Below are 13,082 nucleotides of genomic sequence, written 5' to 3'. Positions count from 1 at the left end.
AACCCCGCAGCGCCGGCCAGGGGAACCGTCAGGCCCGCAAGCCGGGGGAACGGCGGACAGCTCCGAACACTCATCACAACCCCCCATGGCAGTACCGCTGCTGCTTACTGCGCTCTGCGCGTCGAGTCCCGCAGCACCACATGCGTCCCCAGCACCAGATGCTGGCTGTCGGCCAGTTCCTCGTGGTGGAGGGCCAGGCGGACTGCGGCGCGGCCCAGTTCCTCCTGCGGGACGTGGACCGTGGTGAGGGCGGGGTGGACGTCGCGGGCGACCGGGATGTCGTCGTAGCCCGCCACCGCCACGTCGTCGGGGATGCGACGGCCCGCCTCGCGCAGGGCCTGGATCACGCCCGTGGCGATCATGTCAGTGGCGGCGAAGATCGCGGTGAACTCCGGTCCGGAGGCTAGGAGTTCGCGGGTGGACCGGTAGCCGTACGAGCGGGAGAAGGTGCCGTCGACGAGCAGCCGGGGGTCGGGGGTGAGGCCGAGGAGTTCATGGGCCCGGGTGAAGCCGCTGATCCGCTGGGCGCTGGTGGACAGGCCGGGGACCCGGCCGAGGTAGGCGATGCCGCGGTGGCCGGCGGAGAGCAGGTGGGTGGTCAGGGCGAAGGCGCCGCCCTCGTTGTCGTAGTCGACGACCGTGGCGGGGACTCCGGGGCCGAGCGGCGGGCGGCCGACCAGGACCAGCCGGGATCCGGCCCGGTCCAGGGCGTGGGCGAAATGGGTCATGCGGTCCTGGTAGGCCTTGTCCTCCCAGGCGCCGCCCACCACGATGACCGCGTCGGCACGCTGCTCGCGCATGGTCTCGACGACGGCGAGGATGCGCTTCGGGTCGCCGTGCGTGGTGCACAGCATGCACAGCCGGCCCTCCGCCGAGGCCTGCTCCTCCACCCCGCGGGCGATGTGCGCGTAGAAGGGGCCGGTGACGTCGTCCACCACGAAGGCGACCGTGTGGTTGGTCGCGCCGCCGAGCGCCCGGGCGTGCGCGTTGACCACGTAGTCCAGCTCGCGCATCGCCTTGAGCACCTTGGCGCGGGTCGCCGGGGCCACCGGATAGGTGCCGCCCAGCACCCGCGAGACGGTCGACGCGGACACCCCGGCCCGCGCGGCGACGTCCCGCACGGTCGAGGCGTCCCCGCCCGGTGCGGGCTGTGTCCGCTTGACCACCGCTCGGCCCCCCTTCCTCGCGTCTTCGGCTCACCTTACGAGGCGGGCACCCCGTCACGCCGCCCGCTCCAGCGCCGTGTGGTCGATGGCGTAGGCCAACTCGCCCCCGGACAGCAGTCGTTCGGCCTCCTCCACGACGGTCAGGCCGAGCCGGGCCAGCTCATTGCCCTGGGAGCCCGCGAGATGCGGGGTGACGAAGGCGTTGGGCAGGTCGAAGAGGGGTGAGTCGGCGGGCAGCGGCTCGGGGTCGGTGACGTCGAGGACGGCGTTCAGGCGTCCGGTGCGCAGTTCCCCGATCAGGGCGCCGTGGTCGACCAGGGCGCCGCGCGCGGTGTTGATCAGCACCGATCCGGTGGGCATCAGGGCCAGTTCGCGGGATCCCACGAGGTGCCGCGTCTCGGGGGTCTGCGGGGCGTGCAGCGTGACGATGTCCGAGGTGCGCAGCAGGTCGTCGAGGGGCAGCAGGGGCACGCCGAGCCGCGCGGCCTCCGCCGCGTCCACGTACGGGTCGGCGAGGCTCACCCGGAGGTCGTGGGGCCGGAGCAGTTCGATCAGGCGGCGGCCGATGCGCGAGGCGCCGACGACGCCCACCCGGCGGCCGTGGTTGCCGATGCCGGGGACGATGTCGCCGTAGGGGAAGGTACGGCGTGCCCGCAGCAGGTCGCGGAAGGCGAAGACGTCCTTCCCGGCGAGCAGGATCATCGCGAGGGTGTACTCGGCGACCGGCAGCGCGTTGGCGGCGGCCGCCGAGGAGACGACGATGCCGCGCTGCCAGACCTCGGGGGAGGTGAACCCCTTGACCGAGCCGGCCGCGTGCAGCACCGCGCGCAGTTCGGGGGCGGCGTCCAGGGCGGCCGCGTCGAGGCGGGGGCAGCCCCAGCCGGTGACGAGGACCTCGGTGCGGGAGAGGGCCTCCCGGACCCGTGGCTCGGTGAAGTCGTGCGCCACCAGAGTGGGATCGATTTCCACGCAGGCACGCAGCCGCGCGAGCACCTTCGGCGGAAAGATGTGCGGCATGTTCTGGGCGGTCATGGCGAACAGTGCCTGGGGACGCTCGGGCAAGGAAGTGACCTTCCGGCTCGGTGACGCGCGGATAGCAACCGCTCTCTACGGTAGGTCGCCGCGAATGAGAGGGTCAACGGACACGCACTCACCCGGAGGGACGACAGGGATGACCGGAACGGCCGGCACGGCGACCAACTGGGCGCGCAACATCACCTATACGGCGAAGGAGTTCCACCGTCCGCGCTCGCTCGACGCGCTCCGGGCCCTGGTGGCCGGGAGCCCGAAGGTGCGGGTGCTGGGCAGCGGCCACTCCTTCAACGAGATCGCCGACCCGGGGGCCGACGGCGTCCTGCTGTCGATCGCCGACCTGCCACCGGTGTTCGACGTGGACACCACGGCCCGTACGGTACGGGCCTCGGGCGGTGTCCGGTACGCCGAGCTGGCCCGCACGGTCCACGCCCACGGCCTCGCGCTGCCCAACATGGCCTCCCTGCCGCACATTTCGGTGGCCGGCTCGGTGGCGACCGGCACCCACGGCTCGGGGGTGGGCAACGGGCCGCTCGCGGCGGCGGTGCGGGAGGTCGAGCTGGTGACCGCGGACGGCTCGACGGTGTCGATCGCGCGGGGGGACACCCGCTTCGACGGTGCCGTGACCTCCCTCGGCGCGCTCGGTGTGGTCACCGCGCTCACGCTCGACCTGGAGCCGTCGTACGAGGTGGAGCAGTACGTGTTCACCGAGCTGCCGCTGGCGGGGCTGGACTTCGGGTCGGTGGCGGGGGCCGCGTACAGCGTGAGCCTGTTCACCGACTGGCGGGAGCCGGGCTTCCGGCAGGCGTGGGTCAAGCGCCGCACCGATCAGGCACCGGTGGACTTCCCGTGGGCCGCGCCCGCGACCGAGGCGCTGCACCCGGTGCCGGGGATGCCGGCGGGCAACTGCACCGAGCAGTTCGGGGTGCCGGGGCCGTGGCACGAACGGCTGCCGCACTTCCGGGCGGAGTTCACGCCGAGCAGCGGTGACGAGCTGCAGTCGGAGTATCTGCTGCCGCGGTCGGCCGCCGTGGACGCGCTGGCCGCGATCGACGGCATTCGGTCGACGGTCGCCGCTGTCCTGCAGACCTGCGAGGTCCGTACGGTCGCCGCCGACCCGCAGTGGCTCAGCCCGGCCCACGGCCGCGACTCGGTGGCCCTGCACTTCACCTGGGTCGAGGACACGGCGGCCGTGCTGCCGGTGGTCCGCCGGGTGGAGGAGGCACTGGACGCCTTCGACCCGCGCCCGCACTGGGGGAAGGTCTTCACCGTGCCGGCGACCGTGGTGGGCCGACGGTACGAACGCCTTGCCGACTTCCGCGCCCTGGCCCAAGCCCTGGACCCCACGGGCAAGTTCACCAACGCCTTCGTCCGGGACGTCCTGGCAGACTGACGGACGGCCACGGACGGCAGACTTTCTCCACCCCCTTTCCTAACCCCTTGTCGAAAGTCCCTCCCAGCCCATAGCCTGACGCCGCGCCGGTGCCGACCTCGCCCCGGCTGGTCCGACGGGATGGGAGGGGCAGCTCCGTGAAGCGCACATCGCGCGACATCCGCACCGCGAACCGCTACGAGGTGCTGCGCCAGATCATCGCCGAGTCTCCCACCTCCCGGCAGGAACTGGCCGCGGCCACCGGACTGAGCCTCGCCACGGTCGCCACGCTCGTCGGCGAGCTGCTGGACCTGCGCATGATCACCGAGGTCGGTTTCGAGGACTCCGCCGGCGGCCGCCCCCGGGGCCTGGTCGCCGTCAACGCGTCGGGGGGCGCGTTGATCGGCGTCGACATCGCGGAGACGTACGTCCATGTCGAGCTGTTCGACCTGGCGCTGAACGTGCTGGCCCGCGCCGACGAGGACATGCGGCCCGGCGAGAGCCGTCCCGAGCAGGTGGTCGGCCATGTCGCCACCGCCGTCGGCTCGGTGGTCGCCCAGGCCGGGGTCGAGGCCGCCCGTGTGCTCGGTGTCGGGGTGAGCGTGCCGGGCCAGGTGGACCGGGACACCGGCATCGCCGAGTACGCGCCCAACTGGAACTGGCACGACGTCCCGCTGCTCGACCTGCTCGCCGAACACATCGCCTATCCCCTGTACCTGGACAACCCGCTGCGCGCCTGCGCGGTGGCCGAGCTGTGGTTCGGGGCCGCGCGGGGCCGCGGGGACGCCGTGGTGGTCAATCTCGGCACCGGCGTCGGCGCCGGTCTGGCGCTCGGCGGTGGGCTGCACCGGGGCGTGAGCAACAGCGCCGGCGAGTGGGGGCACACCACGCTCGTGCTGGACGGGCGGCTGTGCCACTGCGGCAACCACGGCTGCGTGGAGACGTACGTGGGCGCGCCCGGCATCATGCAGAACCTGCGCGAACTCAGCCCGCAGTCCACGCTGTTGCACCCCGAGGACCAGACGGCCACCATCGACGCGCTGGCCCGGGCGGTCGCCGTGGACGACCCGGTGGCGCTCAAGGTGGTCCGGGACACCGCCCGCTACCTGGGCGCCGGGATCTCCGACCTGATCAACCTCCTCAACCCCGAAGTGGTCGTGCTCAGCAGCTGGGTGGCGTCACGGCTGGGCGAGCCGCTGCTCGGCGAGGTACGCGCGGCCGTGTCCCGGCACGCGCTGCGGCGGCCGCTCGCCGCCACCGAGATCGTCCTCTCCCCGATCCCCACCGACCCGGTGTCCCTGGGCGCTGCCACGTTCGCGCTGGAGGGGGCCCTGCAGTCCGTCGGACAGAGGGCTGGCACGAAGCGCACCACCGCACCCGCAAGGAGCCGTACCGCACCGCCTTCATGACGACGGAAGGGATGCACGTGTCTCACCCCCGCACCGGCCACCCCCGCACCAGGAGATCCGTCCTGCTGACAGCCGCTGCCGCGCTGGTTGTCTCCGGAGCGCTCCTCACCTCCCCGGCCGCGAGCGCCGCCGAACCCGCGACGGCCGAGGTCTCCCCCCACGCCGCCCAGACCATCGACGACTTCGGCGCCTCGGGCGCCTGGTGGGTCAACGACCTCAAGAACTTCGACCCCAAGGTCCAGGCCCGGGTCGCCGGGCTGCTGTTCTCGCGGCAGGGCCTGGACCTGAGCGCGTACCGCTACAACATCGGCGGAGGCGGTACCGGCGTGACGTACGCCCCGCGTGCCCCCGAGGACTTCCTGACCTCCGACGGCGGTTACGACTGGAGCAAGGACAAGGCGGGCCGGTACTTCCTGTACGCGGCCGCCAGGTACGGCGTGAAGGACCTGATCGGGTTCGTCAACAGCGCGCCCGCCGCCTGGAAGACGAACGGCAAGAGCTGCGGCGGCTATCTGAAGGCCGAGAACGAGCAGGACTTCGCCACGTACATGGCCGACGTCACCGCCCACTTCGCCCGCCAGGGCGTGAACCTCGACTACATCAGCCCCTTCAACGAGCCGACGAACAGCTTCGACTCCTGCGGCCAGGAGGGCATGCTCGTCGACCCCTCCCAGCGGGACGACATCGTCCGCGCGCTCGGCGCCGAACAGCGGGCCCGGCACCAGAAGACGGGCATCATCGCCGACGAGTCGACCAGCACGGTCAAGTTCAACGAAGAGGTCCCCCAGTGGATCTCACAACCGGGCACGGCCCAGTACGTCTCCAAGCTGGCCCACCACACGTACGACAACCCCGGCGACGCCAACCGGGCCAAGGTCTACGAGACCTCCAGGGCGGCCGGAAAACAGTCGTGGTCGACGGAGATCTGCTGCTTCGGCAAGGGCGGTACGGGCTGGGCGCAGGAGTACGACCCGACGATCGACGGCGGGCTGAACCTGTCACGGATCATCTACAAGGACTTCGCGACCGCCCATGACTCGGCGTTCCAGTGGTGGGTGGCACTGTCGGAGATGATCGGCAGCGACCCGCTGGCGAGGAACGACGACGGCTGGAACGACGGCCTGATCTACTACGACCCGGACTACGCCACGAACGGCAACCAGACCCTGTACTTCACCAAGCGCTACTACGCGCTGGGCCAGTACAGCAAGTTCGTGAAGCCCGGCTCGGTCGCGCACAACGTGACCGGGGCGCCGGACGGCGTCGAGGTGTCGGCCTACGACCGGGACGGACGGTGGGTCGTCGTGGTGAACAACCACAACACCACCGACACCGCACTGAACCTGCACTTCAACAGCGCGACCCCGGTGCGGGCCGCCCAGGCCGTGCGCACCTCGGCCGACGAGAACTGGGCCGAGGTCGCGAGGCCGGCCGTCCGCGGCGGTACGGCCACGGCGACGCTCGCGGCCCGCTCGATCACGACGTACGTCTTCGACCAGCGGGGTCACGGCAGTTCGGCACTGACCGGGGCGCTGGTGGGCAAGCAGTCGGGCAAGTGCCTGACCGCCGACGCCAGGGGCGCGGCGCTCGCCACCTGCACGGGCTCGGCCGGGCAGTCGTGGTCGTACGACGCGGACGGCACGCTCAAGGGTGCCAACGGCTATCTGACTGCTGGGAGTTCGGGGCTGACCTCGTCCGCCGCGACCGGTGACGGCGCACAGCGCTGGCTGCTGAACTCCAACGGGCAGATCGTTAACGAGGCCTCGGGCACATGCCTGGACGTCAGCGGGCAGGCGACCGCCGATGGCAGCAAGGTGATCCTCTACAGCTGCAACGGCGGCACCAACGAGGCCTGGACCAGGCAGTAGTCCGCGCCACCCCATGACCGAGGGCCGCCGGCCACACTCCTGACCCGGCGGCCCTCATCTCCCTTTCCCCACAACCCCGTTCGGGATTCCGAACCGGGCACAACGCTTCGAACAGGCTTCGTCCAACCCCTTGCCGAAGCCTTAGCCGAAGGTTAACGTCCCGGCACCGCAAGGCAATTCGAGCCAACTGGCTCTCAGGCGGAGAGCCGCAGCAGCACTCGACAGACAAGGACGTCAGCATGTCGGCACTGAGCAGCAACTGGGACCGCCGATCGATATTCCGGGCCGCAGCGGGCCTGGCCGCCGCCGGCACGCTCGCCGCGTGCGGCGGCAACAACGGGCGTGGTGGCGGCTCCGGTTCGGGCAAGAACCTCGTCCAGTACTTCCACGCGTACGGCGAGGCCGGCACCGAGCAGGCCATCAAGCGCTACGCCAAGGCGTACTCGAAGGCCGACGTGACCACACAGTGGATCACCGGCTCGAACTTCGAGAGCAAGCTGTTCGCGTCGCTGCTCACCGACCAGGCCCCGGACCTGTTCGAGTTCCACCCGCAGATCCAGCTCGTCAAGAGCGGGCAGGTGGCGGACCTGACCGACATCATCGATCCCGTCAAGAACGACTTCAACCAGGCCGACATCAAGTCGCACACGGTCGACGGCAAGATCTACGGCGTCCGGATGATCGACGACCCGCAGTTCTTCTTCTACCGCAAGTCCCTGCTGGAGAAGGCGGGCATCCAGCCGCCCACCACCCTGGACGAGCTGATCGAGGCGGCCGCGGGGCTCACCACGAGCAAGGTCAAGGGCCTCTTCCTCGGCAACGACCTGCACGCGGTGATCAACCCGATGATCTGGTCGGCCGGCGCGGACACCCTCGACGACAAGAACCGGATCGCGTACCACACGGACGGCGTGGTCGAGGGTCTGAAGAAGATGCGCAAGCTCTTCACCAGCGGTGACCTCCTGCTCGACGCCCCGGCCGACTACTGGGACCCGTCCGCGCTCAACCAGGGCCTGTGCGCGATCCAGTTCTGCGGCATGTGGGCCATGCCGCAGTTCCAGCAGACCCTCGGCGACGACCTCGGCATCATGCCGTTCCCGAAGGTCACCGACGCGGGCAAGCCCTCCGTCTACAACGGCGGCTGGTCGATGTTCGTCAACGCCAAGGGCAAGAACGTCGAGGCGGCCAAGGAGTACGTGAAGTGGCTGTGGATCGACCAGAAGAAGTACCAGGAGGACTGGGCGACCTCGTACGGCTTCCACATCCCGCCGCGCACCTCCATCGCGCAGTCCGCCACCAAGCTGAAGTCGGGCCTGCCGGCCGAGGGCGTGAAGCTCTTCGACGAGTACGGGCACTTCGACAACATCGGCTGGACCCAGGCGATGATCACCGCCACGGAGAACGTCTTCGCCGACTGCGTCCGCAAGGGCGGTGACCCGGAGGCCGCGCTCGACACGTGCGACAAGACGGTGAACGCCGAACTGAAGAAGCTGTTCGGATAGGCCGCCGGACGGACCACGACATGTCGACGACCACCACGCGCGGTCTCGCGAGCCCCGCCCCGGCCGAGGTCACCAGGACCCGTCCGCGGCGGGGGCTGCGCGGCAGCCGCACCTTCAACTTCTGGCTCTTCACCAGCCCGTTCCTGATCGGGCTGATCGTCTTCGTCTACATCCCCATCCTCTGGAGCCTCTACCTCAGCTTCTTCGAGGCCCGCTTCACCGTCACACCCAGCGACTTCGTCGGCCTGGACAACTACCGGGACATCTTCACGGACAGCCAGTTCACCGGCTCGCTGGTCACCTTCACCGTCTTCGCCGCGTTCATCGTGCCCACCACCTGGGCGGTCTCCCTGGGCCTCGCCCTGCTGGTGAACCGCCTGAAGTTCATGCGGGCGTTCTACCGGTCGGTGTTCTTCCTGCCGACGGCGTGCAGCTATGTCGCGGCCTCGCTGATCTGGAAGATGTCCCTCTTCAACGGCGTGCGCTTCGGCCTGGCGAACACCGTCCTCGGCTGGTTCGGCGTCGACAACATCGCCTGGCTCGCCAACCCCGACCCGCCCTGGTACTGGCTGGTCATCGTCACCGCCCGGCTGTGGCTGCAGTCCGGCTTCTACATGATCCTGTTCCTGGCCGCGCTGCAGAACATCCCGCAGGAGCTGTACGAGGCCGCCGCCATCGACGGTGCCAAGCCCGGCTGGCAGACCTTCCGCCACATCACGCTGCCGCAGCTGCGGGCCACGTCCACGGCCGTGATCCTGCTGCTGCTCGTGGCCGCCTATCAGGCCTTCGACGAGTTCTTCAACCTGCTGTCCAAGACGACCTGGGGCCGCCCGCCGCTCGTCGACCTGTACTACACCGCCCTCGGCCAGGACCAGAACTACGGCAAGGGCAGCGCCGGCGCCATGGTGCTGACCGTGCTGATCTGCGTCGTCACCCTGTTCCAGGGCAGGATCATGGGATTCGGAAGGGGTGACGAGTCCAGGTGACCACCACCGTGCCCGAGACCCGCAAACGCGCCAGGCGCGGCGGCCTGATGAGCTCCACCGGCCTCTACATCGCCGCCGGCGTCGCCGCACTCCTCTTCCTCATCCCCTTCTACCTGCTGGTCCGCAACGCCCTGTCCACGGACCCGGAGATCACCGGCGAGAACTGGAAGTTCTTCCCCACTCACGTCCAGTGGGGCAACCTCACCGAGCCGTTCGACGATCCCACGGTCGACTTCGGCCGGTCGATGTGGAACTCGCTCGTCGTCGGCATCCTGCACACGGTCGGCACGCTGCTCGTGTGCTCCCTCGCTGGCTACGCCCTGGCTCGAATCCCCTACCGGCACGCCAACAAGATCTTCTACGGCGTCCTGGTGACCCTCATGGTCCCGACGGCCGTCACCTTCGTCCCGAGCTTCGTCCTCGTGTCGTCCCTCGGCTGGGTCGACAGCTACCGCGGCCTCATCATCCCGGGCCTCTTCAGCGGTTTCACCTGCTTCCTGTTCCGGCAGTACTTCCTCGGGTTCCCGAAGGAGCTGGAGGAGGCGGCGCGCGTGGACGGGCTCGGTCACTGGGGCGCGTACTGGCGTGTCGTGGTGCCGAACTCGCTGAACTTCTTCGCGGCGATCGCCACGATCACCTTCATCAACGGCTGGAACTCGTTCCTGTGGCCGCTGGTCATCGGCCAGGACCCGAGCGCCTGGACGGTCCAGGTCGCGCTGTCGTCGTACATGACCAACCAGACCGTCAACTATCACCTGATCTTCATGGCGACCGCCATTTCCATCCTGCCCCTGCTGTTCGTCTTCCTCTTCCTCCAGCGCTGGCTGGTCCAGGGAATCGCGCAGACCGGCATCAAGGGCTGAGCTAGGAGACCGATGTCCTTCCGCACCACCACCGAGTACGTCGAGAACGTCTCGCCGGGATCCGGGGCGCTGCCGCCCCGGGGCCGGTACGCGTCCTCGGACGCCACCTCCCTCTCGCTGAACGGCAGCTGGCGCTTCAGGCTGTCGGACACGGCCGACGCCGAGGACGACTCCTTCGCGCAGGAGGGGTACGACGCCGGTGGCTGGGCGGAGGTGTCGGTCCCCGGCCACTGGGTCCTCCAGGGGCACGGCTCCCCCATCTACACCAACCACCTCTACCCGTTCCCGGTCGACCCGCCCCGTGTCCCGACCGAGAACCCGACCGGCGACCATCTGCGCGTCTTCGACCTGCCGGCCCACTGGCCGGCCGACGGGGGTGCCGTCCTGCGCTTCGACGGTGTGGAGTCCTGTGCCCGGGTCTGGCTGAACGGCACGGACATCGGCGAGTTCAAGGGCTCCCGGCTGCCGCACGAGTTCGCGGTCGGCCATCTGCTGAAGGCCGGGGGCAACGTCCTGGCGGTCCGCGTCCACCAGTGGTCGGCGGGCTCGTACCTGGAGGACCAGGACCAGTGGTGGCTGCCCGGCATCTTCCGTGACGTCACGCTGCTGCACCGCCCGGCAGGCAGCGCCCTCGACTTCTTCGTGCACGCCTCCTACGACCACGTGACCGGCACCGGCACGCTGCGCGTCGACTCCGACGTGGACGGCCGGGTGACCGTCCCCGGTCTCGGCATCGACACCGCGACCGGCGAGCCGGTGACGGTGCCGGTCGAACCGTGGACGGCGGAGCGTCCGCAGCTGTACGACGGCGTGCTGGCCACCGAGGGCGAGCGGGTGCCGCTGCGCATCGGCTTCCGCACGGTGGAGCTGGCGGACTGCCTGATCAAGGTCAACGGCAGGGCGGTGCTCTTCAAGGGCGTCAACCGGCACGAGTGGCACCCGGAGAAGGGGCGCGCGCTCGACCTGGAGACCATGCGGGAGGACGTGCTGTTGATGAAGCGGCACAACATCAACGCCGTCCGCACCTCCCACTACCCGCCGCACCCCGCCTTCCTCGACCTGTGCGACGAGCTGGGCCTGTGGGTGATCGACGAGTGCGACCTGGAGACCCACGGCTTCACGGAGCAGGCCTGGCAGGACAACCCCGTCGACGACGACCGCTGGACCCCGGCCCTGCTCGACCGCGCCGCCCGCATGGTCGAGCGGGACAAGAACCACCCCTCGGTGGTCATCTGGTCCCTCGGCAACGAGGCCGGCACCGGCCGCGGCCTGACCGCCATGGCCGAGTGGATCCGTGGCCGGGACTCCTCGCGCCTCGTGCACTACGAGGGCGACCTCGGTTGCCGTGACACGGACATGTACTCGCGGATGTACGCCGACCACGCCGAGGTCGAGCGGATCGGCCGCGGGCTGGACGGCGGCACCCACAGACGCCGCGAACTCCCCTTCATCCTCTGCGAGTACGCCCACGCCATGGGCAACGGCCCCGGCGGACTCGCCGACTACCAGCGGCTCTTCGAGTCGTACGACCGGCTCCAGGGCGGCTTCGTCTGGGAGTGGATCGACCACGGCATCAAGGACGAGCGGTACGGCTACGCGTACGGCGGCGACTTCGGCGAGGAGCTGCACGACGGCAACTTCGTCTGCGACGGCCTGCTCTTCCCGGACCGGCAGCCCTCGCCCGGACTGGTCGAGTTCAAGAAGGTGATCGAACCGGTCGCCCTCGAGGGCGACGGCAGCGGCGGCACCGTCCGCGTCACCAACAAGTACGACTTCGCCGACCTGTCCGCGCTGGCGTTCACGTGGTCGTACCAGGTGGAGGGCGAGACGGTCGGCTCCGGCGCCCTGACGGTGCCCGCGTTGGCGCCCGGCGAGTCGGCCGAGGTGAAGCTGCCCGAGCCGCCGGCCACCGCCCCGGCGGGCGAGGCCCACTGGACGGTACGGGCGGTGCTCGCCGCCGACACCCCCTGGGCGCCGCGGGACCATGTCGTCGCCTGGGGGCAGTTCGCCGTGTCCGCGCGCCAGGCGCCGGCGGTCGCGGCGACCGATGGTCCGGTGCTCGGGGACGGCCTGATCACCCTCGGCCCGGCCTCCTTCGACGCCCGCACCGGCGCGCTGCGCACCGTCGGCGGGGTGGCCGTCACCGGGCTGCGCCTGGACGTGTGGCGGGCGACGACCGACAACGACGACGGCGCGGCCTGGCAGACGGACATCCGCCACGGCCTGCTGTGGCGCAAGCTCGGCCTGCACCGCATGCGGCACCGCCTCGACGCGGTGGAGCTGGGCGACGACGCGCTGACGGTCCGCACCCGGGTGGCGCCGGCGGCCAGGGAGGTCGGGCTGTCGACCGTGTACCGCTGGACGTCGGACGGCACCCGTCTGCGGCTGACCGTGTCCGTGACACCGGAGGGCGACTGGACCGTGCCGCTGCCCCGGCTCGGCATCCGCCTGGGGCTGTCCGCGGCCGACCGTGTGCGGTGGTACGGCGGCGGCCCCGGTGAGGCGTACCCGGACAGCAGGACGGCGTCCGCGGTCGGCCGCTGGGAGTCGACCGTGGACGATCTGCAGACGCCGTACGTCCGTCCGCAGGAGAACGGCGCCCGGGCCGACGTCCGGTGGGCGGAGATCGGCGGTCTGCGCGTCGAAGGCGACCCGGAGTTCTGGTTCACCGCCCGCCGCTGGACCACCGAGCAGCTGGACGCGGCGGCCCACCGCACCGACCTCACCCCCCTCGACACGGTCTGGGTCAACCTCGACCACGGCCAGCACGGCCTCGGCTCCCAGTCCTGCGGCCCCGGCCCGCTGCGCCAGTACTACCTGGCGGCCGAGCCGGCGGAGTTCTCGTTCGTCTTCTCCGAGGCCCCCGCCTCGGAGACCAGGTGAC

The 13,082-nt window shown here is 70.4% G+C and carries 9 protein-coding genes; 7 read left to right on the top strand and 2 right to left on the bottom strand.

Annotation, left to right across the window (positions count from 1 at the left end):
* Positions 1–104: 104 nt before the first annotated feature.
* Together ACIRVH_RS01495 and ACIRVH_RS01490 are read right to left on the bottom strand one after the other, a co-directional pair.
* Positions 105–1,166 carry a LacI family DNA-binding transcriptional regulator gene (locus ACIRVH_RS01495; RefSeq protein ID WP_403947254.1) on the bottom strand — a complete coding sequence of 354 codons (1,062 nt, stop codon included), beginning with the start codon at positions 1,164–1,166 and terminating at the stop codon, positions 105–107.
* 54 nt (positions 1,167–1,220) lie between these two features.
* Positions 1,221–2,228, bottom strand: a complete 1,008-nt coding sequence (locus tag ACIRVH_RS01490) for a hydroxyacid dehydrogenase (protein WP_403947253.1) — start codon at positions 2,226–2,228, stop codon at positions 1,221–1,223.
* A 109-nt stretch (positions 2,229–2,337) separates the two neighbouring features.
* On the opposite strand from ACIRVH_RS01490, the gene ACIRVH_RS01485 reads away from it, so the two are divergent.
* The 7 genes from ACIRVH_RS01485 (at position 2,338) to ACIRVH_RS01455 (ending at position 13,081) form a co-directional block, all read left to right on the top strand.
* On the top strand, positions 2,338–3,591 hold the full coding sequence (locus tag ACIRVH_RS01485; RefSeq protein WP_403947252.1) for an FAD-binding protein: 1,254 nt from the start codon (positions 2,338–2,340) through the stop codon (positions 3,589–3,591).
* Positions 3,592–3,728: 137 nt separating this feature from the next.
* Positions 3,729–4,979 (top strand): ROK family transcriptional regulator, encoded by a 1,251-nt coding sequence (locus ACIRVH_RS01480; RefSeq protein ID WP_403947251.1) that lies wholly within the window; start codon positions 3,729–3,731, stop codon positions 4,977–4,979.
* Between the two features lie 11 nt (positions 4,980–4,990).
* Entirely contained in the window at positions 4,991–6,847 is a 1,857-nt protein-coding gene (locus ACIRVH_RS01475; RefSeq protein WP_403947250.1) for a glycoside hydrolase, read from the top strand.
* Between the two features lie 239 nt (positions 6,848–7,086).
* Complete coding sequence (locus tag ACIRVH_RS01470; RefSeq protein WP_403947249.1) at positions 7,087–8,349, top strand: ABC transporter substrate-binding protein; 1,263 nt, start codon at positions 7,087–7,089, stop codon at positions 8,347–8,349.
* 20 nt (positions 8,350–8,369) lie between these two features.
* A complete protein-coding gene (locus ACIRVH_RS01465) occupies positions 8,370–9,335 on the top strand; it encodes a carbohydrate ABC transporter permease (protein WP_403947248.1) in 966 nt (321 codons plus the stop codon).
* The gene (locus tag ACIRVH_RS01460) at positions 9,332–10,198 is read left to right on the top strand and encodes a carbohydrate ABC transporter permease (protein ID WP_403947247.1); all 867 of its coding nucleotides are present in this window, start codon (positions 9,332–9,334) and stop codon (positions 10,196–10,198) included. The genes ACIRVH_RS01465 and ACIRVH_RS01460 overlap by 4 nt, the downstream gene beginning before the upstream one ends.
* A gap of 12 nt (positions 10,199–10,210) precedes the next feature.
* Positions 10,211–13,081, top strand: a complete 2,871-nt coding sequence (locus ACIRVH_RS01455) for a glycoside hydrolase family 2 TIM barrel-domain containing protein (protein ID WP_403947246.1) — start codon at positions 10,211–10,213, stop codon at positions 13,079–13,081.
* Position 13,082: the final 1 nt, after the last annotated feature.

The sequence above is a fragment of the Streptomyces sp. NPDC101165 genome (assembly GCF_044768135.1).
Lineage (GTDB): Bacteria > Actinomycetota > Actinomycetes > Streptomycetales > Streptomycetaceae > Streptomyces.
Note: the sequence above shows the minus strand (reverse complement) of the source record. Positions and strands in the feature narration are given on the sequence as shown.

Bases quoted from the DNA above. Each gene is read 5' to 3' on its own strand.
- ACIRVH_RS01455 (WP_403947246.1), top strand. From the start codon at position 10,211: ATGTCCTTCCGCACCACCACCGAGTACGTCGAGAACGTCTCGCCGGGA.
- ACIRVH_RS01485 (WP_403947252.1), top strand. From the start codon at position 2,338: ATGACCGGAACGGCCGGCACGGCGACCAACTGGGCGCGCAACATCACC.
- ACIRVH_RS01475 (WP_403947250.1), top strand. From the start codon at position 4,991: ATGCACGTGTCTCACCCCCGCACCGGCCACCCCCGCACCAGGAGATCC.
- ACIRVH_RS01465 (WP_403947248.1), top strand. From the start codon at position 8,370: ATGTCGACGACCACCACGCGCGGTCTCGCGAGCCCCGCCCCGGCCGAG.
- ACIRVH_RS01470 (WP_403947249.1), top strand. From the start codon at position 7,087: ATGTCGGCACTGAGCAGCAACTGGGACCGCCGATCGATATTCCGGGCC.